A 21,441-nucleotide genomic window follows, 5' to 3' on the forward strand; every position below is an offset into this window, starting at 1 on the left:
CATGGCCGTGTCAGTGCGTGAACTCCGCGCGCGGATCAAGTCGACGGAGTCGATGAAGAAGATCACGCGCGCCATGGAGCTCATCGCTGCGTCCCGGATCATCAAGGCGCAGCAGCGGGCCAATGCGGCCGCGCCGTACGCCCGTGAGCTCACCCGCGCCGTCTCGGCGGTGGCGACCTGGTCCAACGTGGACCACCCGCTGACCACCGAGCCGGAGGCGCCCACCCGCGCCGCCGTGCTGGTGGTCACCAGCGACCGTGGTCTGGCCGGCTCCTACTCCTCGAGCGTGCTCAAGGAGGCCGAGGGCCTGGTCGAGAAGCTCAAGGCCGAGGGCAAGGAGGTCGACCTCTACGTCACCGGACGCAAGGCGGAGGCCTTCTACAAGTTCCGCGGTCGTTCCGTGGCGCAGGCCTGGACCGGCTTCTCCGACCGCCCGGACTACGACGCGGCCAAGGAGATCGGCGAGAAGCTGATCGAGGTCTTCGTCGAGGGCACCGAGGCCGAGAAGGCCGCCGCTCCCGGCGTCGACGAGGTCCACGTGGTCTACACGCGGTTCATCACCATGATGACGCAGAAGCCCACCGCCGTACGTCTGCTGCCTCTGGAGGTCGTGGAGGGCACCGAGGCTCCGGCCGAGGGCGATGTCCTGCCGCTCTACGAGTTCGAGCCGTCGGCCGAGGCCGTGCTCGACTCGCTGCTCCCGCAGTACGTCGTGAGCCGGATCTGGTTCGCGCTGCTGCAGGCCGCCGCCTCCGAGCTGGCCCAGCGTCAGAAGGCGATGAAGTCGGCTACCGACAACGCCGACGAGCTCATCAAGAAGTTCACCCGGGTTGCCAACCAGGCTCGCCAGGCAGGCATCACCCAGGAGATCAGCGAGATCGTCGGTGGCGTGAACGCGCTCGCCGACGCCCAGGCTGCGAACGACTGAGAACCCACAGAAGGACTGACTAGAAAATGACCGCACAGGTTGACGAGAAGACCACGACGGGCCGCATCGCCCGCGTGATCGGCCCGGTCGTCGACGTGGAGTTCCCCGTCGACGCCATGCCGGAGATCTACAACAAGCTCGAGGTGGAGGTCACCATCAGCGGTGAGACCTCCGTCCTGCCGCTCGAGGTTGCCCAGCACATCGGTGACGGCATGGTCCGCGCGATCTCGCTGAAGCCGACCGACGGCGTCGTCCGCGGTGCCTCCGTGAGCGACACCGGCGCCCCGATCACCGTGCCCGTGGGTGACGTCACCCTCGGCCACGTGTTCAACGCGACTGGCGACATCCTCGATGTCGACCCGGCCACGGTCGAGGTCAAGGAGCGCTGGGGCATCCACCGCAAGGCTCCGGCCTTCGACCAGCTCGAGTCCAAGACCCAGATGTTCGAGACGGGCATCAAGGTCATCGACCTCCTCACCCCCTACGTGACCGGTGGAAAGATCGGCCTCTTCGGTGGTGCGGGCGTCGGCAAGACCGTCCTCATCCAGGAGATGATCGCCCGAGTCGCCAAGAACCACGGTGGTGTCTCCGTGTTCGCCGGTGTCGGCGAGCGCACCCGTGAGGGCAACGACCTCATCCACGAGATGCAGGAGGCCGGCGTCTACGACAAGGTCGCCCTGACCTTCGGCCAGATGGACGAGCCGCCGGGCACGCGTCTTCGCGTGGCCCTCTCGGCGCTGACGATGGCGGAGTACTTCCGCGACGTCCAGGGCCAGGACGTGCTGCTGTTCATCGACAACATCTTCCGCTTCACCCAGGCGGGCTCCGAGGTCTCGACCCTGCTGGGCCGGATGCCTTCGGCCGTGGGCTACCAGCCCAACCTCGCCGACGAGATGGGTCTGCTCCAGGAGCGGATCACCTCGACGCGTGGTCACTCGATCACCTCGATGCAGGCGATCTACGTGCCGGCCGACGACTACACCGACCCGGCTCCGGCGACCACGTTCGCCCACCTGGACGCGACCACCGAGCTCTCCCGCGAGATCGCGTCGCTGGGTATCTACCCGGCCGTGGACCCGCTGACCTCGACGTCGCGAATCCTGGACCCGCAGTACATCGGTCAGGACCACTACGACTGCGCCGTCCGCGTCAAGCAGATCCTCCAGCGCAACAAGGAGCTGCAGGACATCATCGCGATCCTGGGTGTCGACGAGCTCTCCGAGGAAGACAAGATCATCGTCTCCCGCGCTCGCCGGATCCAGCGGTTCCTGTCGCAGAACACCTACGTCGCCAAGCAGTTCACCGGCATCGAGGGTTCGACGGTTCCGGTCAAGGACACCATCGAGGCGTTCAACAAGATCGCCGACGGCGAGTACGACCACGTCGCCGAGCAGGCGTTCTTCATGTGCGGTGGCCTCGACGACGTCGAGGCGAAGTGGGCCGAGATCCAGAAGAGCCTCTGATGACGGACGCACTTCAGGTGGAGCTCGTCGCTGCAGACCGCGTGGTCTGGAGCGGCGGGGCCACCATGGTCATCGCCCGAACGGTCGACGGTGACGTCGGCGTCCTGCGCGGTCACGCGCCGGTGCTGTCGGCTCTCACCGAGGCGGTCGTGGAGATCACTCCGGAGGAGGGCACCGAGGTCATCGCGACCGTCGACGGTGGCTTCCTCTCGGTGGCCAACGACCGCGTCTCGATCCTGTCCGAGTACGTGCTGCTGGCCCACGAGATCGACCTCGACCAGGCTCAGGTCGACCTCGAGGAGGCCCGTCGCCTGCTCGGCACCAACAACGACGCCGAGAAGCGCATCCGCCACGCCGAGGCGCGCATCCGCGCTGTCGAGAAGGCCTCATAGGGGAAGAGGGGCGATACCCGGATGGCATGGTGGGAGCTGCTGCTGGTCGTTGTGGCCGCATTGCTTCTGCTTGTCCTCGCCTATGGCATCGGGATCGCCGTACGCCGCCGCCTGCTCGCTCGTAACGGCGGCGTCTTCGAACTGAGCCACCGCGTCCGGGACACCAGTCCCGGACGCGGTTGGGTCATCGGCATCGGTCGCTACTCCGGTGACGCCCAGCTGGAGTGGTTCCGGATCTTCTCGCTCTCGCCCAAGCCCAAACGGGTCTGGCGTCGGGTCGAGATGTCGTACATCTCCAGCCGCTCTCCCGAGGGGATCGAGGAGCTCGTGCTCTACCCCGAGAGCCTGATCGTGACCTGCGACGTCAACGGCGAGCACATCGACCTCGCCATGGACCAGCAGACCCTCATCGGCTTCCAGGCGTGGCTCGAGTCCCGTCCGATGCGGTCCACCTGGACCGTCTTCTAAAGCGTCATCCTCCGACCGTCCCCGGCGCAACACCGGGGTCGGTCGTTCTGCATTCGGGGGCTTCCCTGATTGTCCAGAAGGCATCTGCGGCGGATCGTAGAGGTATGTCCTCAACTGCCCCGATTCCTACCCCGCCCACTCCGCCCGCCGGCGATGAGCTCCGCTGCACCGACGCCGATCGCGACCGCGTCATCGAGGTGCTCAAGACCTCCTACGCCGAGGGCCGGCTCGACCAGGCCGAGTTCGACGTCCGGTTCGACCTGACCATGAAGGCGAAGACGTACGCCGCCCTCGAGCCGATCACCCGCGACCTCATCGCGCAGCCGACGCCGGCTCCGGCGGCCGCGAAGCCCGCCCGCGACCTGCTGCCGCCGCCGACCACCGAGGAGCGGCTCCTGGCCGCCCTTGCCCAGGCCACGACCCTGGTGCCGATCGTCGTCGGTCCCGCGATCCTCTACTACACCGTCGGCAAGCGCTCCGAGTTCGTGAAGCACCACGCCGCCGGCGCCCTCAACCTGCAGCTCACCCTGCTCGCGGTCACGATCGTGACCTTCGGGCTCGGTGGCGCGCTCTACGGGATCGCCTGGGTCCTCGCGACCGCCTTCGCGGTCATCGCGCTCGCCGGTGCCCCGCTGCGCCAGCCGTGGGTCCTGCCGATCTTCGGCCGCGGCGGCCCGTACGAGAAGAAGCAGGACTGAGCTCCACACCTGAATCCAGCTGCTGAACCCCGCGCCTGGACGCGGCCCGCGGCCCACTAGCCTTTACTCGTGACGCCTCTTCGCCGTGCTCAGGCCGGATCCGTGGTGGCGTTCGCCACCAACGGCCTGCTGTCCGCGACCTTCATCTCCCGCATCCCGGCGCTTCGCGAGAGCCTCGGCCTGAACAACTCGGCCGTCGGCCTGATGCTGCTGGCGATGGGCGTCGGCTCCGTCGCTGCGCTGCCGCTCGCCGGGGGACTGGTGATGCGCTGGGGCGCCGCCCGGGTCGTACGCCGCTGTGCGGCGCTCTGTGTCGTCGCCCTGACCCTGGTGGCGGTCTCCGGCAGCTGGCTGGGGCAGGCGTGGCTGGTGGCGCTGTTCCTGGTGGCGTACGGCGTCGGCTACGGGATCTGGGACGTCGCCATGAACGTTGAGGGAGCGGCGGTCGAGCGGCTCGGTGGCAAGACGCTGATGCCGCAGCTGCACGCGATGTGGAGCGTCGGCACCGTGCTCGGTGGACTGCTGGGCATCGCCCTGGTGGGCACGCTGCCGACGGTGTGGCATATCGCCGGTGTCGCGGCCATCGCGCTGGCGGTCTGCTGGTGGGGGACCGCGGGCTTCCTCCCCGCGGAGGCGCCACCCGAGGGGCACTCGCCGCGGCGTGAGCTGATCGCCGCCTGGCGTTCGCCCCACACGCTGCTCCTGGGGCTGATGGTGCTCGCCTTCGCCGCCGCCGAGGGGAGCGCCAACGACTGGGTCTCGCTGGCGATGATCGACGGCTACGACGTGAGCCACCGGGTCGGCGTGGCGTGCTACGCGGCGTTCGTCCTCTGCATGAGCCTCGCCCGCTTCGCCGGCGCGAAGGTGATCGACCGGGTCGGTCGGCAGCCGGTCCTGATCACCTCGGCGGCGCTCGCGGGCGCCGGGATCGTGCTGACCGTGTTCGCCGGCTCCTTCGGGCTCGCGCTGGCCGGGATCGTCCTGTGGGGCTTCGGCGCGGCCCTCGGCTTCCCCCTGGGGATCAGCATCGCCGCCGACGACGAGACCCGGGCCGCCGCCCGCGTCTCGGTCGTCTCTACGCTGGCCTACGGCGCCTTCCTGGGCTTCCCGCCGATCCTGGGGGCCGTCGGGGACCAGATCGGCACCCTGAGAGCACTCCTGGTCGTAGCCGTTCTCATGCTCCCGGCCGCGGCGTTGGCTGCCACGGTGGCGCGGCGGCGGGCCGTGTAACACGCTGTTCGTAGGTCTATCCGGTCGTTCAGATAGGGCGAACAGTCCTACGAACGACGTGTTACACCGGAGCCACGCCGCCGAGAGTCAGTCGAAGAGAGCGCGGATGTCGTCGGCGCCGATGGTGGAGCCCATGGCGCCTTCGCCGTCGACGACCTTCGCGAAGAGCTCGGCCTTGCGCTCCTTGAGCTCCATGACCTTCTCCTCGATCGTGTCGGTCGAGACCAGCCGGTAGACCATGACGTGCTGGGTCTGACCGATGCGGTGGGCGCGGTCGACGGCCTGGGCCTCGGCGGCGGGGTTCCACCAGGGGTCGAGCACGAAGACGTAGTCGGCCTCGGTCAGGGTGAGGCCCACGCCGCCGGCCTTGAGGGAGATCAGGAAGACCGGGGCGTCGCCGTCGCGGAAGCTCTCGATGACAGCGCCGCGGTCGCGGGTGGCGCCGTCGAGGTAGGCGGCGTCGATGCCCGCCTCCTTGAGCCGGGTGCGGGCCCGGCCGAGGAACGAGGTGAACTGGCTGAAGACCAGCGCCTTGTGGCCCTCGGCGGCGAGCTCCTCGATGTGGTCGACGAGGGTGTCGAGCTTGGCCGAGCCGACGTCGTCGTCATCGGGGTCGACGAGGCCGGGGTCGAGGGAGAGCTGCCGCAGCCTGGTCAGCGCGCTGAGGATCGCGACCCGGTTGTCGTTGAAGTCGTCGAGCAGGTGCAGGATCCGCTGCCGCTCCTTGGCCAGGTGGGCGTCGTAGATCTTGCGGTGGGCCGGGTTGAGGTCGACGCCGAGCACCTGCTCCTGCTTCGGCGGCAGGTCGTCGGCGACGAGCTCCTTGGTGCGCCGCAGCAGGAACGGTCGCAGCCGGGTCCGGAACCGGCGCAGCGCCGCGTCATCGCCCGACTTCTCGACGGGGGAGACCACCGTGTCGCGGAACAGTCGCGGGCTGGGGTAGAGCCCGGGCGCCGTGATCGAGAGCAGCGCCCACAGCTCCATCAGCCGGTTCTCGAACGGCGTGCCCGTCACCGCGAGACGCCAGCGGGCGTCGATGCGGCGGGCGGCCGCGTACGTCTTGGACTGGTGGTTCTTGACCTGCTGGGCCTCGTCGAGGACGAGACCGGCCCAGGGGCGTCCGGCGAAGGCGTCCTGCTCGAGCCGGAGGATGGCATAGGTCGTGACCACGACGTCGGCGTCCTCGCGCGCCTCGGCGACGGAGTCGACACGCTTGCCGACCGTGCTCACCCGGAGGCCGGGGGTGTGGCGGCGGGCCTCCTGGACCCAGGCCGGTACGACGCTGGTGGGTGCCACCACGAGGTAGGGGGCGCGCGGCCCCGGCTGCGAGTGCACGGCATGGGAGATCGTGGCCAGCACCTGGAGCGTCTTGCCCAGACCCATGTCGTCGGCGAGGATCCCGCCGAGACCCTGCTCGTGCAGGAACGCCAGCCAGTGGAAACCGTCGAGCTGGTAGTGACGCAGCTCGGTCGCCAGCCCGGTCGGCTCCGGCCGGGGGATCTCGCGCAGGTCGCGCAGCGCCTGGGCCCGCTGGACCCATTCGGCGGCCTGCTGGTCGACCACGCCGAGCTCGGCGAGCTCGGCCCAGACGCCGAGGTCGTGCTTGCCGACCGCGAGCCCGTCGCCGGTGCGCTCGTGGAGCTGCCCGGCGGCCTCGACGACGTTGCGCAGCCGGTCGAGCTCGGGGCGGTCGGTGGTGATGTAGGTGCCGCTGGGGAGGATCAGGTGGTCGTCGCCGCGGGTCAGGGCCCCGAGCACGTCGGGAAGCGGCACGGCCTCGGCGCCGATCCGGATCACGACCTGCAGATCGAGCCAGTCCTGCCCGGCCACGGCAGCACCGTCGGGCGAGGTGACCTCGAAGGAGATCTCGGGATCCTCGTCGGTCTCGCGGAAGTCGGGCCGCTCGACCTCGGTGATCTCGACGCCCTCGACCTCACGCAGCGCCGGCAGGTCGTGGATGGCGAGTGCGAGCGCGTCGCCGTCGCGTACCTCCTGCTTGCGGAGCAGCTCGGCGGAGACCTTCGCGCGCAGCTCGGCCTCCTCGGCCGGGTTGCGGACCAGACCGAGGTCCTCGCGGGAGTCCACCGGGTAGTGACGTACGCCGTAGGCCCACGTCCAGCCGAGGGTGGCATGCGTCGAGCTGCGCCAGGTGACGGTCAGGGTCAGGCGCGGCGCGGGAGGCTCGGGGATGTCGAGGGAGCCGTCGGCCGAGCGCAGCGGCACCAGGCGGGCCAGCGGGCCCAGCAGGGCGCTCAGCGTGCCGATCTCGGCCTCGGGGACGGTCAGGGGGTCCCGGGCGGTCACCAGCCGCTGTGCGTGGGTCGAGAGCGGGCCGGAGAGGTCGCCGAGATGGAGCACCCCGGCATCGAGCACGCCCACCGAGCGGGTCGGGCGGCCGATCGGGAGCACGGTCGGGCCGGCGTAGACACGGTCGCCGTGGGCCAGTCCGAAGCGGAGGACGGCCTCGCCGTCCTCGCGGCGCAGCTCACCGGCGAGCGAGAGCGGCTCGTCGAAGATCACCACGCCGCGTACGTTCTCGCCGGGCAGGACCGTCACACCGCCACGGATCGCGTCGCGGAGCAGGGTGACCGCGTGCTCACCGAAGTCGGCGAGCCCGAGCGAGGAGCCCCGGGCGTAGAGCAGTCGGTCGGAGCGTAGCTGGCGGGCCAGCTCCTGCAGGGGGAGCAGCTGGCTGCGGGGGAAGTCCTTGCCGGGCACGGCGTTGGGGATGTTGGCCCAGTCGGCGCCGGACTTCGCCCAGCGCTCGCGGTTGCCCATGCGCATCGGGCGCAGCTCGACGGTCGGCGAGCCCGCAACGGCCGATCGCGGGCTGTGCACGTCGATCTCCAGCGCCAGCGCGGGCAGGTCGTCCTCGGGCTTGTTGTCCTCGGCGAGCTGGCCCAGGAGCGTACGCAGCTCCGTCTCCCACGACGGGCCCAGCGGCGCCGCCGCGGTGCGCGAGCCGGCGAGGACCAGGCCCAGCGCGGCACCGTGCTTGCAGTTGTTGTGCACCGGGCAGCTGCACGAGCTCGTCGCTCGGAGGACGCCGTTCCTGGAGTCGAGGTTGAGGGTCACGCGGTAGGGCGCCGGGCTGGTGCCTCGGACCTCGGCGGCGGCTCGCAGCGTGCCGCCGACCTCGGTGACCCGGGGCTCACCGACGCGACCCTGGGCTGCGTAGGCCTCGCCACGCTCGATGGTCTGAGGGTCGAAGGTCTCGCGGAGCAGGTCGTTCGTGAGAGCTTCGAGCAAGGGCACCCGATCTATTCTTCCAGCATGAGGCGGGTTCTGCGACTTCGTGGACGCTCGTGGTGAGCAGCGTCTCGTTCATTGCGGTGGCAATGGTCTAGACCAGCGGCGCGCCGCCGTGGGGTGGCGGTGCATTCATCGGCGTGCATAGGCGCACGTCGGCCATCGCGTCGCGGACAACCGGATCCGAACCGATCGCGACAACTTTGTCGCGCAAAAGGAAAGCCACCTCGATCCGAGCGGGGGGATCCGGACCGAGGTGGCGATGAATACTTTCGGCCAAGTTGCCGGTGAATGCAAGTCGAACCGCTATGGCGGGAATGTGACGTGTCATATATCTGCCATGATTGCCGTTGTTCGTTCCCCCTCCACGGAAAGGCATCTCGGATGCTCGATGCGCTCGGACTCGACAACCTGGAGGAGGCGGTCTACCGCCAGCTGGTCAGCGCGCCCTCGGCCAACATCGAAGAGCTGGCCGAGGTGGCCGACCTGGACACCTACGCGGTCTCGGCGGTGCTGTCCGCGCTGGAGGGGAAGGGCCTGGTCGCTCGAGCCTCGGCCGGCCAGGACCGATACGTCGCCTCTCCGCCGGCGGTGGCGCTCGGAGCGCTGCTCGTGCAGCGCCAGGACGAGCTGCGCCGCGCGCAGGTCGAGATGACCGAGCTCGCCGGGCTCTACCGCGGCTCGGTGGCTCGCCGGGACGTGGCCGACGTCGTGGACGTCGTGCACGGCACCGAGGCCATCGCCCAGCGGTTCGCCCAGCTGCAGTACTCGGCGAAGAAATGTATCCAGGCGCTGCAGAAGCCGCAGGCCGCGGTCGTCACCCGGGAGGACGCCGACGAGGCCGAGCGGGCCGCGATCGAACGCGGGGTCAGGCACGACATCGTCCTCGAGCGCTCCGTCTTCGACACCCCCGGCATCTACGAGACCATCGACTCCGGTCTTGAGATCGGGATCGAGCTGCGGGTGGTGCCGACGGTGCCGCTGCGCGCCTTCATCGTCGATCGGGAGATCGCCCTGATCCCGCTGATGAACAGTGAGCACAACACGGTCCAGGACGCGCTGCTGCTCCACCCCAGCGGTCTCCTCGACGCGATCATCGCCCTCTTCGACCTGATCTGGACCTCCGCGCCCAAGCTGGTCGCGACGCCCGAGGGCACGGTCGAGACGGCGGCCGATCGCCTCGAGCCCCTGGACACCAAGGTGCTCTCGCTGCTGCTCGCCGGCTTGACCGATGCCTCCATCGGGGCCCAGCTCGGGCTGTCGCTGCGTACGGTCCAGCGGCGGGTGCGCCAGATGATGGACCGCGCCCACGTCGACACCCGCCTCCAGCTCGGCTACGAGGCGGGGCGTCGCGGCTGGCTGTGAGGCCGGGTCCTACCGCTCGCCGCCGGGCACCCACAAGACGTCGCCCTGCTCGCGGTTGGCGTGCCGGGCGAGGATGAAGAGCAGGTCGCTGAGGCGGTTGAGGTAGGTCAGGGCGAGCTTGTTCATGGTCTCGCCGTGGACCTCGTACGCGGCCCAGGCCGCCCGCTCCGCGCGGCGGACGACGGTGCGGGCCACGTGCAGGTGGGCCGCGGCCACGGTGCCGCCGGAGAGGATGAACGAGCGCAGCTTCGCCAGGGACTCGTTGTACTCGTCGCACCAGGCCTCGAGCCGGTCGACGTAGGCCTGCTCGACGCGCAGCGGCGGATACTCGGGGTCGGTGACCACGGGGGTCGAGAGGTCGGCGCCGACGTCGAAGAGGTCGTTCTGGACCGTCGTCAGCACCTTCACGACGTCCTCGTCGATGCCGCCGTGGGCCAGTGCGACACCGATCGCCGCCCCGGCCTCGTCGGTGGTCGCGTACGCCTCCAGCCGCAGATCTGTCTTGGCGGTCAGGCTCATGTCGCCCAGCCGGGTCTCACCGGCGTCACCGGTGCGGGTGTAGATGCGTGTCAGGTTGACCATGCGCTGAGCCTATGCGGACGGCCCACTTCGCGGCGACCGTGGTCGTTTGACAGAAAATAGTGCCGGAAGTGGCCAATGAGGCTGATGAGGTGCAACCAATCGGAGCTACCGAGCGTCATAGTGGCGAGAGGGAGCGTCTGTGATGCGCAATCCACTTCCTGGGGGATGGAGGCAGGGCATGGAGATCTTGATCGACGGGCCGACGCTGGTGCTGAGCGGAGATTTCGACGTACGCAGCACCTGGATGGCACGCAGCGTGATCTATGACCATCTCGACTCGGTGGAGGGTGACGTCGTCCTCGACGTCTCCGGCGTGAGCAGTGCCGATGTCACGGCGCTGAAGCTGCTCGCCGTCGCGACCCGGCAGGCCCATGCCGAGGGCCGCCGCCTCACCCTGCAGGGGTGCACCCCCGCGGTGCGCCGGATGCTCCACCTCTCCAGGCTCTATCGTGTGCTCGAGGTGGAGAACTCCCCGCTCATCGCGTAGTGGGTCAAGGAGTGGCCGGTGAGTGACATCTTCCACACCGGAGCCGGTTACTGAGCGGTAACCGAGGGGCTAGCATGCCTCTTATGACGGACACCACGCCTTCCGAGCAGAGCCGCCCGGCGAAGGATCGCTCCTGGCTGATGCGGACGTACGCCGGCCACTCGACCGCCGAGGCGTCCAACGAGCTCTATCGCACCAACCTCGCCAAGGGCCAGACCGGTCTCTCGGTCGCCTTCGACCTGCCCACGCAGACCGGCTACGACCCCGACAGCGTCCTCGCCCGCGGGGAGGTCGGCAAGGTGGGCGTGCCGATCATGCACATGGGGGAGATGCGCAAGCTCTTCGACCAGATCCCGCTCACCGAGATGAACACCTCGATGACGATCAACGCGACCGCCATGTGGCTGCTCGCGATGTATCAGGTCGCCGCCGAGGAGCAGAACCCCGAGATGGACCCTGCCGAGGTGGCCGCCAAGCTGGCCGGCACCACCCAGAACGACATCATCAAGGAGTACCTCTCCCGGGGGACGTACGTCTTCCCGCCGGAGCACTCCCTGCGGCTGATCTCGGACATGATCGCCTACACCGTCCACCAGATCCCGAAGTGGAACCCGATCAACATCTGCAGCTACCACCTGCAGGAGGCCGGGGCGACGCCGGTGCAGGAGATCGCGTACGCGATGTGCACCGCCATCGCGGTCCTCGACCAGGTCAAGGCCTCCGGTCAGGTCTCCGAGGAGGACTTCGGCAAGGTCGTCGGCCGGATCTCGTTCTTCGTCAACGCGGGCGTGCGGTTCGTCGAGGAGATGTGCAAGATGCGCGCCTTCGTCGAGCTGTGGGACGAGATCACCCGGGAGCGCTACGGGGTCGAGGACCCGAAGATGCGCCGGTTCCGCTACGGCGTCCAGGTCAACTCGCTCGGCCTGACCGAGGCGCAGCCGGAGAACAACGTCCAGCGGATCGTGCTCGAGATGCTCGCCGTGACGCTGTCCAAGAACGCGCGTGCGCGCGCGGTGCAGCTGCCCGCCTGGAACGAGGCGCTCGGCCTTCCGCGGCCGTGGGACCAGCAGTGGTCGCTGCGCCTGCAGCAGGTGCTGGCCTACGAGTCCGACCTGCTGGAGTACGGCGACCTCTTCGACGGCTCGCCGGTCGTCGAGGCGAAGGTGGCCGAGCTCGTGGCCGGTGCCAAGGAGGAGATCGACCGGGTCCAGGCCATGGGCGGAGCGATCGCCGCGGTCGACACCGGCTACATGAAGTCCGAGCTGGTCTCCTCGCACGCGCGCCGTCGCGCCGCCATCGAGTCCGGCGACGAGATCATCGTCGGCGTCAACAAGTTCACCACGACCGAGCCGAGCCCGCTGACCGCCGACCTGGACGCCGCGATCATGGTGGCCGACCCCCGCGCCGAGGAGGCCGCCAAGGCCTCCCTCGAGGCGTGGAAGGCCGAGCGCGACGAGTCGGCCGTCGCCGAGGCGCTGGCCGCGCTGGCGGCCGCCGCGAAGACCGACGCCAACCTGATGTCGGCAACCCTGGAAGCGGCCCGCGCGGGCGCGACCACGGGGGAGTGGGCCGGCACCCTGCGCGAGGTCTTCGGGGAGTTCCGAGCGCCCACCGGTGTCTCCGGCGCCGTCGGTGCCGCTGAGGCGGGTGCCGAGCTGTCGGCCGTACGCGACCGGGTCAAGGCCACCGGCGAGGAGCTCGGCGTCAAGCTGCGCATGCTCGTCGGCAAGCCGGGTCTGGACGGGCACTCCAACGGTGCCGAGCAGGTCGCCGTGCGAGCCCGTGACGCCGGCTTCGAGGTCATCTACCAGGGCATCCGGCTCACCCCGGAGCAGATCGTCGCCGCGGCGGTCGCCGAGGACGTACACGTCGTCGGGCTCTCCATCCTCTCCGGCTCGCACATGTCGCTGGTGCCCTCGGTGGTCGAGGGGCTGCGCGAGGCGGGTCTGGGTGACGTACCCGTCATCGTGGGCGGCATCGTGCCCGAGTCCGACGCCAGGACCCTGATCGAGTCGGGGGTCGCGGCGGTCTACACGCCCAAGGACTTCAGTCTCACCGAGATCATGGCCGACATCGTCGAGGTCATCCGCAAGGCAAACGGCCTCTCCTGAGTCGAGGATCGGCACGGCTCCCGAAAAAACTTCAGGAGCCGTGTCGATCCGGCGCGCGGCCGTTCGTGGAAGGGGCAGAGGGAGGCGGACGGCGCCTCCCGCCACCTCACGGGAGAACGACATGTCCACGATCACCGCCCAGCAGAACGCCCGCTCGACCCGCTCCACCGCCCGCAGGTCCGTCTGGCTCCACGGCCTCGGCGCCACGGTCGCCGCGAGCGCGATCGTCACCGCCCTCGCCGCCGTCGCCTCGGCGGCCGGGGTGAGCTTCGAGACCGCCTCCGGGCCGATCCCGATCCTCGGCTTCGCCCAGCTGACCGCCTTCTTCTCGCTCATCGGCGTCGCGATGGCCGCGGTGATGGCCCGGGTGGCTCGCCGCCCGCGGCGTACGTTCGTGGTCACCACCGTCGTGCTGACCGTCGCCTCGCTCGTCCCCGACGTCACCTTCGGCTTCGATGCCGCCAGCGCGGTCGTCCTGATGGCGCTGCACGTCGTCGCTGCCGCGATCGTGATCCCGGTGCTGGCTCGTCGTCTCGACGCGTGACCCGAGTAGCCTGCCGAGCATGCGAGTGACGGTGGTCGGAGCCGGAGTCATCGGGCTCTCGTGCGCGGTGCGGCTGCTGGAGGCCGGTCACGAGGTCGGCGTGATCGGCCGGGAACGGACGAGCGGGACCACTTCAGCGGTGGCCGGCGGGTTCTGGTTCCCCTATCTGGCCGAGCCGCGTGAGCGGGTGACGGCCTGGGCCGCGGAGACCTTCCGAGAGCTCGCCCGGCTGGCGGAGGAGGAGCCGGAGGCCGGCGTACGCATGGTGCACGGCACCCAGCACCACCCCGAGGCCGACCTGTGGTGGGCCGCGCCGCTCACCGACCTGACCATCACCGAGGGCCGCGCCGAGTTCACCGCCCCGATCGCCGAGATGCCGGTCTACCTGCCGTGGCTCGAGCGCCGGGTCCTCGAAGCGGGCGGAACCATCACGACCGGGACCGTCGACGACCTGGCGAGTCTGGACGCCGACGTCGTGGTCAACGCGACCGGGCTCGGCTCGCGAGAGCTGATCGGCGACACCAGCCTCTACCCGGTGCAGGGCCAGATCGTCGTCCTCGGGCCGGGAGCCACCGAGGAGTGGCTGGACGCCGACAGCGAGGCCCCCTCCTACGTCTTCCCGCGCGGCGGCGACACCGTGGTCGGAGGTACGTCGGTGCCGCACGCCTGGAACCAGAGCCCTGACCCGCGTACGGCCGAGCGGATCCTGGCCGACGCCACCGCCGCCGTGCCGGAGATCGCGAACGCCGAGGTCAGAGCCCATCTGGTCGGTCTCCGGCCGGCCCGGTCCTCGGTCCGGCTGGAACGCGAGGGGCGAGTGGTCCACTGCTACGGGCACGGCGGCGCCGGGGTGACGCTGAGCTGGGGCTGTGCCACCGAGGTGGCGGCGCTCGTGGAGGTAAGGCACGCCTAACCCGGCTGTTACCCTTCGAGCGTGGGCAAGAAGAGGAAGCCTCCCAAGACGGAGTGCTGCGTGTCGAAGTCGCGCTGCAAGCGGTGCCCGATCCGCATGCTGAAGGAAGGCACCCTGCCCGAGGGGATGACGGTCAAGAAGCGCCGTCTGGTGACCCTCGACGGCAAGCCGGTCAAGAAGAAGCATCTGACTGCTTGACGGGAAAGGCGCCGCCAAGTTGCGCCCGAGGTGGTAGGAATTGCCTTGCAGTCGATTACCTACTCGTGCAAGGACGTTACCGATGCCTCACGCCACCCGCCGCTCTGTCCTGTCCGGTGCTGCTGTCACGGGCGCCGCGGCGCTGAGCGCTGCCGGCTACACCGCCGCGCCGGCCCATGGTGCGAACGGCGTGGGCAGGCACGACACCGTCCGGCTGACCGTGCTCGGCACGACCGACCTGCACGGCAACGTCTTCAACTGGGACTACTACAAGAACGCCGAGTTCTCGAACAGCGCCGGCAACGAGATCGGTGTCGCCAAGGTCAAGACGCTGATCGACGCCGTCCGCGAGGAGCGTCGCGGCGAGCCGATCCTCACCATCGACGCCGGTGACACCATCCAGGGCACCCCGCTGGCCTACTACTACGCCCGGATCGACCCGATCACCGAGGGCGCGATCCACCCGATGGCGCGGGCGATGAACCTGGTCGGCTACGACGCCGCCGCGCTCGGCAACCACGAGTTCAACTACGGCATCGACACGATCCGGAAGTTCGAGGAGCAGGTGAACTTCCCGATGCTCGGCGCCAACGCGGTCGACCCGTCGACGAAGCTGCCGGTCTTCCCGCCCTACATCATCAAGGAGTTCCGCCTCAGCCGCGGCCGCCGCCTCAAGGTCGGTGTGCTCGGCCTCACCAACCCCGGCATCGCGATCTGGGACAAGGCCAACGTCGAGGGCAGGATGGAGTTCCCCGGCCTGGTCGAGCAGGCCAAGATCTTCGTTCCCGAGCTCAAGAAGGCCGGCTGCGACCTGGTCATCATCAGCGCCCACTCCGGCGCCGACACCTCCAGCTCCTACGGCGACGACCTGCCCCCGGAGAACGCCGCCACCCTCGTCGCCGAGCAGGTGCCGGACGTCGACGCGATCCTCGTCGGCCACGCCCACCGCGAGATCACCGAGCGCTTCGTCACCAACACCGAGACCGGCAAGCAGGTGCTGCTGACCGAGCCGCTGTACTGGGGCATGCGCGTCTCCGTGATGGACCTGGTCGTGCGCCAGGAGAAGCGTCACGGCCGACCCCGCTGGGTCCTGGAGTCGGCGACCTCGCAGACGCTCAACTCCAACACGGTCGACGCCGACCCGGAGGTCTCCGCCGCGGTGCAGGAGCAGCATGACGTCGTGATCGACTACGTCAACTCCGTCGTCGGCACCTCGGCGGTGGAGATGCTGGCCGCTCGTGCGGTCGTCGAGGACGTACCCATCATCGACTTCGTCAACTACGTCCAGGCCGATGCGGTCAAGGCGGCGCTGACGGGTTCGGACGCGGAGCTGCCGGTCATCTCGATCGCGGCGCCGTTCAGCCGCGCGGCGGCCTTCCCCGCGGGCGAGGTGACCGTACGCGACGTGGCCGGCCTCTACATCTACGACAACACCCTGATGGCGGTGCGCATCACCGGCGCCCAGCTCAAGGACTACCTCGAGTTCACCGCGCGCTACTTCAAGCAGGTCAGCGGCACCGGCCCGTTCCCGATCGACGCGGTGACCAACGCGCCGACCGACACCGCGCCCAACGGCACGCCCGACTACAACTTCGACACGATCGCCGGGCTCGACGCGGCGCTGACCTACGACATCGACATCTCGCTCGCGGTGGGCTCGCGGATCACCGACCTCGCCTACGACGGCGTCGCGGTGACCGATGCGCAGGAGTTCGTGCTCGCGGTCAACAACTACCGCCAGTCCGGTGGCGGCGGCTTCCCGCACGTCACCGACGCCACCGTGGTCTACAACCAGCAGGTCGAGATCCGGCAGCTGCTCATCGACTGGGTCACTGCTCACCAGGTCATCGACCCGGCCGCCTTCGCCTCGGTCGACTGGCACCTCGTCTCCGGCGGCGAGCCCATCACCGTCAATTCCTGAGCGCCGAGTCGGCAGGGATCTACGTCAAGATGAGCCGACTCGATCGACGGGTCAGCGGGGGTTGATCCAGTTGAGCAGCTGGCTCATCGAGATCAGCAGGTCGTCCAGCCGCCGCTCCACGCTGTCCAGGCGCGCGTTGACGCTGTCGATCGCGGCGTCGGTGCGCTCCATCCGGTTCTTGATCGCGTGAAACTCCGCCGTGTGCATCTGCTGCATCGTCAGGAGATCGATCATGATCGCCTCGACGTCGCTCACGGACAGGCGGCCCCCAACGCCATGCCCCGAGTAATTCATGGACATGGCGTGAATAGTGTCACGCTGACCCTACTCAAAGGTAAGGAATGGTGTTTCACCTGCGTGAACTTGCCTGACCGTGCACCAACTGTTGGTCAGAAGAGTCTCTCGGTCGGATCATCGAGGCCGCGGAGTGCGTCGTAGTCGACGATCGCGCAGGTGATGCCGCGGTCCTCGGCGAGCACGCGCGCCTGGGGCTTGATCGCCTGAGCGGCGAAGATGCCGCGTACCGGGGCGAGCAGCGGGTCGCGGTTGAGCAGCTCGAGGTAGCGGGTCAGCTGCTCGACGCCGTCGATCTCACCGCGCCGCTTGATCTCGACCGCGACCGATCTGCCGTCGGCGTCGCGGCACATCAGGTCGACCGGCCCGATCGCGGTGGGGTACTCCCGGCGGACGAGGGTCAGCCCTTCGCCCAGCGTCGCCGGGTGGTCGGCGAGGAGCTCCTGGAGGTGCTTCTCGACGCCGTCCTTCTGCAGGCCGGGGTCGATGCCGAGCTCGTGGGACGACTCGTGGTGGATCTCCTCGATCAGGATGCGCAGGGTGTCGTCCGTCTTGGACGTGACCGTCCACTCGAGGCGGCCGTCGTCGGCCTTGCCCTCCGAGAGGGTGCAGGGCGGCGACATCCAGTTGAGGGGCTTGTAGGAGCCCCCGTCGGAGTGGACCAGCACCGATCCGTCGGCCTTGAGCATCAGCACCCTGGTGGCCATCGGAAGGTGGGCGGTGAGCCGCCCCGCGTAGTCGACCTGGCAGGTGGCAACGACGAGTCTCACCGGGAGAACGTACCGCATGGGCTGATGTGAGCAGCGTCACGCCACCAGGGGTTACTCATGGGTAATAAATTTGGCAGTCTTCCGTCGCATGACGGTTTCGACCCAGGGTTCCATCCACGACGTGCTCGTGCTGCCCTATCTCAACCACGCCATTCGGATGCTCGAGTCGGGCTACGCCACCGCCACCGACATCGACAACGCCATGTGCTTCGGCTGCGGCTACCCCCAGGGACCGCTGGCCACGGCCGACGAGATCGGCGCCGCCGCCGTACGCGACGCGCTGCTCGCCCGCTTCGAGGAGACCGGCGACAACCTGCACAAGCCGGCCGACCTGCTCACCAAGGTCGCCGGCGAGGCCGGGACGTTCGCGGCCGTGGCCGGGGACCACCGGCCGGCTCCGGAGCTGCGCCACACGATCGAGAAGATCGGCGTGGTCGGCACCGGCACGATGGCCTCCGGCATCGTCCAGGTCTTCGCCCAGGCGGGGTACGACGTCGTCTTCGTCGGCCGCTCCCAGGAGAAGCTCGACGGGGTCGTCGCCGGCATCACCAAGTCGCTCGACAAGGCCATCGCGAAGGGCCGCTCGGACGAGGAGACCAAGGCCGCGGTGCTCGGCCGCCTCACCGGCACCACCTCGCGCGAGGACCTCGGCGCGGCCGACCTGATCGTCGAGGGCATCGCCGAGGACCTCGAGATCAAGACGCAGCTCTTCAAGGACCTCGACCGGATCGCCAAGCCGGGCGCCATCCTGGCCACGACCACCAGCTCGATGCCGATCACCGAGCTCGCCAAGGTCACCGCGCGCCCCGGCGACGTCATCGGGATGCACTTCTTCAACCCCGCACCGGTCATGAAGCTCGTCGAGGTGGTCACCACCGACCTCACCGCGCCCGAGGTCGACGAGACCGTGCGCGCGCTGTCCATCGCGGTCAAGAAGGTCCCGGTCTCCTGCGGCGACCGCTCCGGCTTCATCGTCAACGCGCTGCTCTTCCCCTACCTCAACGACGCCGTCAAGCTGCACGAGTCCGGCGTCGAGATGGCCGAGATCGACGCCGCGATCAAGGAGACCGCCGGTTTCCCGATGGGTCCGTTCGAGCTCCTCGACGTCGTCGGCAACGACGTCTCCCTGGCTATCCAGGCCGAGCTCCGCAACGAGTTCGGCGAGCCCGGCTTCGAGCCCGCCGCCCTCTTGGTCCAGAAGGTCCAGGACGGCAAGCTCGGTCGCAAGACCGGCGAGGGCTTCCACACCTACTGATCCCACCCCCGGGCCGAGGCGTCACCTACGTCGGCCGAGGCGTCACGTACGCGAATCGAGTCGGCACGTCGGTGACGGCTCGATTCGCACGGGTGACGCCTCGGCCTGCGGGGGTGACGCCTCGGCGATCAGGGGCGGGGGTAGCCGCGGCGTACGGCTCGCTCCAGGATCCCCAGAGTGGCTCGGATCGACTTCTGGTCGATCACCGGGAAGATCGTCTTCCACTCGGGGAGTGCGGTGGACCAGTCGCAGTACGAGGTGACGCGGGTGTCGCCGGAGTCGAGCTGCTCCAGCTGGTAGCCGAAGCGGTGGCCGATCGGCGGCTTGATGGTGCCGTCGATGGTCCACTCGATCGCCCGGTCGGGCTCGAACCCGGTGATGATCACGGTGACGTCGTACCTGCCCATCGGGTAGTCGCCGAGGGCCTCGCGGTCCATGTGGACGACGAACCGGTCACCGACCGCACCCACCGGTGATCCTTCCGCGGACTGGAGCATGCCGGAGGCGTCGATGGCCACGTGGCCGTCGGGGTCGGTGAGAACGGCGAAGATGTCGGCGGGGGAGGCGGCGACGATCCGCTCGGCGTCGATGCGCTCGGCCTCGAGGCGTTCGTCGGTCTGGGTCTGGTCGGTCACAGCGCCCGAATCTAGCGGCATCACCCGCGTGCCGAACCTCACCCCATGGCAGGATGCTCGGCATGAGTGAGCGCACGATCGAGACAGTCGGAGTCGTCGGCCTGGGCACCATGGGTGCGGGGATCGCGGAGGTGTTCGCCCGTAACGGATTCACCGTGGTCGGGGTCGAGCGGGACGAGGAGGGCCTCGAGCGCGGCAAGGCCCACCTGGCGCACTCGACGGGTCGCGCGGTCAAGCGCGGCAAGCTCAGCGAGGAGGAGCAGGAGGCGCTGCTCGGCCGGATCTCCTTCGCCACCGACGCGACCGCGCTCAAGGACGTCGACATGGTCGTCGAGGCGGTCGTGGAGTCGCTGGAGCTGAAGAAGTCGATCCTCGCCACCCTCGACGAGATCGTGGCTCCCGAGACCATCTTGGCGACCAACACCTCGTCGCTGTCGGTCACCGAGATCTCGACCGCGTCCAAGCACCCCGGGCGGGTCGTCGGCGTGCACTTCTTCAACCCGGCCCCGGTGCAGAAGTTCGTCGAGATCGTACGCACCGTGGTGACCGAGCCCGACGTGCTCGAGGAGGCGCGCGAGGTCGTCGGCAAGCTCGGCAAGTCGCCGGTGGTCTGCGGTGACCGCGCCGGGTTCATCGCCAACGCGCTGCTCTTCGGTTACCTGAACCACGCGGTCTCGATGTTCGAGGGCCACTACGCCACCCGCGAGGACATCGACACCGCGATGCGGCTGGGCTGCGGCTACCCGATGGGCCCGCTGGCGCTGCTGGACCTGATCGGGCTCGACACCTCCTACGAGATCCTCGACACGATGTACCGCCAGGGCCGCGACCGTCTGCACGCCCCCGCGCCCATCCTCAAGCAGATGGTCACCGCCGGCATGCTCGGGCGGAAGTCGGGCCGCGGCTTCTACACCTACGAGGCCGCCGACTCGCCCGTCGTGGTCCCCGACGCGCTGACCCCGAGCGCCGATGCCACCCACGAGCTGCGCCGCCAGATCTCGAAGGTCGGCGTCGTCGGCACCGGGACGATGGCCTCCGGGATCGTGGAGGTCTTCGCCAAGGGCGGCTACGACGTGACGTACGTCGGGCGCAGTCAGGACAAGGTCGACGGGGTCGCCGCGCGGATCACCAAGAGCCTCGACAAGGCGATCGGCCGGGGCAAGCTGGAGGAGTCGGCGAAGCCGGAGATCCTCGGCCGGCTCACCGGCACGACCTCGCTCGACGACCTGGCCGGCGTCGACATCGTCGTGGAGGCGATCGCCGAGGACCTGGCCATCAAGACCACGCTCTTCGAGAACCTCGACGACATCTGCAAGCCGGGCGCGATCCTGGCGACCACGACCTCGAGCCTGCCGGTCATCGAGCTGGCGAAGGTGACCAAGCGGCCCTCCGACGTCGTCGGGATGCACTTCTTCAACCCGGCGCCGGTGATGAAGCTGGTCGAGGTCGTCTCCACCGTGACCACGGACGAGGAGGTCGCCGAGACCGTCCGCGCCCTCTGCACGGCGGTCGGGAAGTCGCCGGTCTCGTGCGGTGACCGGGCCGGCTTCATCGTCAACGCGCTGCTCTTCCCCTACCTCAACGACGCGGTCAAGATGCTCGAGGGGCACTACGCGACCGCCGACGACATCGACACCGCGATGAAGCTCGGCTGTGCGCTGCCGATGGGCCCGTTCGAGCTGCTCGACGTGGTCGGCAACGACGTCTCGCTGGCCATCGAGCGCGAGCTCTACCTGGAGTTCCGTGAGCCGGGCTTCGCGCCCGCGCCGCTCCTGGAGCACCTGGTCACCGCGGGTTACCTCGGCCGTAAGACCGGCAAGGGCTTCCGCGACTACAGCTGAGCCCGCGTCGCTTCGTCAAGGTATGCAGCTCAGGGCGCACATCCCGTGCGGAGCTCCGCGTGGGATGTGCTCCTTCGTCTGCATACCTTGACGAACA

The 21,441-nt window shown here is 69.1% G+C and carries 20 protein-coding genes; 15 read left to right on the forward strand and 5 right to left on the reverse strand.

The window, feature by feature from the left end; all coding sequences use genetic code 11:
• Position 1 precedes the first annotated feature (1 nt).
• The 6 genes from ACZ6WN_RS21575 (at position 2) to ACZ6WN_RS21600 (ending at position 5,179) form a co-directional block, all read left to right on the forward strand.
• The gene (locus ACZ6WN_RS21575; protein WP_465867457.1) at positions 2 to 928 is read left to right on the forward strand and encodes a F0F1 ATP synthase subunit gamma; all 927 of its coding nucleotides are present in this window, start codon (positions 2 to 4) and stop codon (positions 926 to 928) included.
• A 26-nt stretch (positions 929 to 954) separates the two neighbouring features.
• Positions 955 to 2,391, forward strand: a complete 1,437-nt coding sequence (gene atpD / locus ACZ6WN_RS21580) for a F0F1 ATP synthase subunit beta (RefSeq protein ID WP_465867459.1) — start codon at positions 955 to 957, stop codon at positions 2,389 to 2,391.
• Positions 2,391 to 2,783: a F0F1 ATP synthase subunit epsilon gene (locus ACZ6WN_RS21585; RefSeq protein ID WP_357338658.1), complete on the forward strand. Its 393-nt coding sequence runs from the start codon at positions 2,391 to 2,393 to the stop codon at positions 2,781 to 2,783. The genes atpD and ACZ6WN_RS21585 overlap by 1 nt, the downstream gene beginning before the upstream one ends.
• Positions 2,784 to 2,804: 21 nt before the next feature.
• Positions 2,805 to 3,251, forward strand: coding sequence for a DUF2550 domain-containing protein (locus ACZ6WN_RS21590; protein WP_465867460.1), 447 nt, complete (start codon positions 2,805 to 2,807; stop codon positions 3,249 to 3,251).
• 104 nt (positions 3,252 to 3,355) lie between these two features.
• Positions 3,356 to 3,949 (forward strand): DUF1707 domain-containing protein, encoded by a 594-nt coding sequence (locus tag ACZ6WN_RS21595; protein ID WP_465867462.1) that lies wholly within the window; start codon positions 3,356 to 3,358, stop codon positions 3,947 to 3,949.
• Positions 3,950 to 4,018: 69 nt separating this feature from the next.
• Positions 4,019 to 5,179 carry an MFS transporter gene (locus ACZ6WN_RS21600; RefSeq protein WP_465867464.1) on the forward strand — a complete coding sequence of 387 codons (1,161 nt, stop codon included), beginning with the start codon at positions 4,019 to 4,021 and terminating at the stop codon, positions 5,177 to 5,179.
• Between the two features lie 87 nt (positions 5,180 to 5,266).
• Here ACZ6WN_RS21600 and ACZ6WN_RS21605 read toward each other — a convergent pair whose 3' ends face one another.
• A complete protein-coding gene (locus ACZ6WN_RS21605) occupies positions 5,267 to 8,434 on the reverse strand; it encodes a DEAD/DEAH box helicase (protein ID WP_465867466.1) in 3,168 nt (1,055 codons plus the stop codon).
• A 378-nt stretch (positions 8,435 to 8,812) separates the two neighbouring features.
• On the opposite strand from ACZ6WN_RS21605, the gene ACZ6WN_RS21610 reads away from it, so the two are divergent.
• Entirely contained in the window at positions 8,813 to 9,793 is a 981-nt protein-coding gene (locus ACZ6WN_RS21610) for a helix-turn-helix domain-containing protein (RefSeq protein WP_465867467.1), read from the forward strand.
• 9 nt (positions 9,794 to 9,802) lie between these two features.
• On the opposite strand, the gene ACZ6WN_RS21615 is transcribed toward ACZ6WN_RS21610, so the two are convergent.
• The gene (locus ACZ6WN_RS21615; protein WP_465867468.1) at positions 9,803 to 10,375 is read right to left on the reverse strand and encodes a cob(I)yrinic acid a,c-diamide adenosyltransferase; all 573 of its coding nucleotides are present in this window, start codon (positions 10,373 to 10,375) and stop codon (positions 9,803 to 9,805) included.
• A 178-nt stretch (positions 10,376 to 10,553) separates the two neighbouring features.
• Here ACZ6WN_RS21615 and ACZ6WN_RS21620 point away from each other — a divergent pair, with 178 nt between their 5' ends.
• From ACZ6WN_RS21620 to ACZ6WN_RS21645, 6 genes are all read left to right on the forward strand, one after another.
• The gene (locus tag ACZ6WN_RS21620) at positions 10,554 to 10,862 is read left to right on the forward strand and encodes an STAS domain-containing protein (protein ID WP_160027767.1); all 309 of its coding nucleotides are present in this window, start codon (positions 10,554 to 10,556) and stop codon (positions 10,860 to 10,862) included.
• 83 nt (positions 10,863 to 10,945) lie between these two features.
• A complete protein-coding gene (locus ACZ6WN_RS21625; protein WP_465867470.1) occupies positions 10,946 to 12,973 on the forward strand; it encodes a protein meaA in 2,028 nt (675 codons plus the stop codon).
• Between the two features lie 121 nt (positions 12,974 to 13,094).
• Positions 13,095 to 13,517, forward strand: a complete 423-nt coding sequence (locus ACZ6WN_RS21630; RefSeq protein WP_465867472.1) for a DUF6069 family protein — start codon at positions 13,095 to 13,097, stop codon at positions 13,515 to 13,517.
• A 19-nt stretch (positions 13,518 to 13,536) separates the two neighbouring features.
• Complete coding sequence (locus tag ACZ6WN_RS21635) at positions 13,537 to 14,430, forward strand: FAD-dependent oxidoreductase (RefSeq protein ID WP_465867473.1); 894 nt, start codon at positions 13,537 to 13,539, stop codon at positions 14,428 to 14,430.
• Positions 14,431 to 14,451: 21 nt separating this feature from the next.
• A complete protein-coding gene (locus ACZ6WN_RS21640) occupies positions 14,452 to 14,628 on the forward strand; it encodes a hypothetical protein (protein WP_168381092.1) in 177 nt (58 codons plus the stop codon).
• Between the two features lie 82 nt (positions 14,629 to 14,710).
• On the forward strand, positions 14,711 to 16,549 hold the full coding sequence (locus ACZ6WN_RS21645; protein ID WP_465867474.1) for a bifunctional metallophosphatase/5'-nucleotidase: 1,839 nt from the start codon (positions 14,711 to 14,713) through the stop codon (positions 16,547 to 16,549).
• A 51-nt stretch (positions 16,550 to 16,600) separates the two neighbouring features.
• Here ACZ6WN_RS21645 and ACZ6WN_RS21650 read toward each other — a convergent pair whose 3' ends face one another.
• Together ACZ6WN_RS21650 and nucS are read right to left on the reverse strand one after the other, a co-directional pair.
• A complete protein-coding gene (locus tag ACZ6WN_RS21650) occupies positions 16,601 to 16,804 on the reverse strand; it encodes a hypothetical protein (RefSeq protein ID WP_465867476.1) in 204 nt (67 codons plus the stop codon).
• A gap of 134 nt (positions 16,805 to 16,938) precedes the next feature.
• Positions 16,939 to 17,613: an endonuclease NucS gene (gene nucS / locus ACZ6WN_RS21655; RefSeq protein WP_465867478.1), complete on the reverse strand. Its 675-nt coding sequence runs from the start codon at positions 17,611 to 17,613 to the stop codon at positions 16,939 to 16,941.
• An 88-nt stretch (positions 17,614 to 17,701) separates the two neighbouring features.
• On the opposite strand from nucS, the gene ACZ6WN_RS21660 reads away from it, so the two are divergent.
• A complete protein-coding gene (locus ACZ6WN_RS21660; RefSeq protein ID WP_465867479.1) occupies positions 17,702 to 18,868 on the forward strand; it encodes a 3-hydroxyacyl-CoA dehydrogenase family protein in 1,167 nt (388 codons plus the stop codon).
• Between the two features lie 128 nt (positions 18,869 to 18,996).
• Here the strand turns inward: ACZ6WN_RS21660 and ACZ6WN_RS21665 are convergent, their stop codons facing one another.
• A complete protein-coding gene (locus ACZ6WN_RS21665; RefSeq protein WP_465867480.1) occupies positions 18,997 to 19,503 on the reverse strand; it encodes an SRPBCC family protein in 507 nt (168 codons plus the stop codon).
• A gap of 62 nt (positions 19,504 to 19,565) precedes the next feature.
• Between ACZ6WN_RS21665 and ACZ6WN_RS21670 the strand changes: the two genes are divergently transcribed.
• Positions 19,566 to 21,344: a 3-hydroxyacyl-CoA dehydrogenase family protein gene (locus ACZ6WN_RS21670; protein WP_465867482.1), complete on the forward strand. Its 1,779-nt coding sequence runs from the start codon at positions 19,566 to 19,568 to the stop codon at positions 21,342 to 21,344.
• The last annotated feature ends 97 nt before the right edge of the window (positions 21,345 to 21,441 follow it).

This window comes from Nocardioides sp. NPDC054178 (assembly GCF_055585005.1).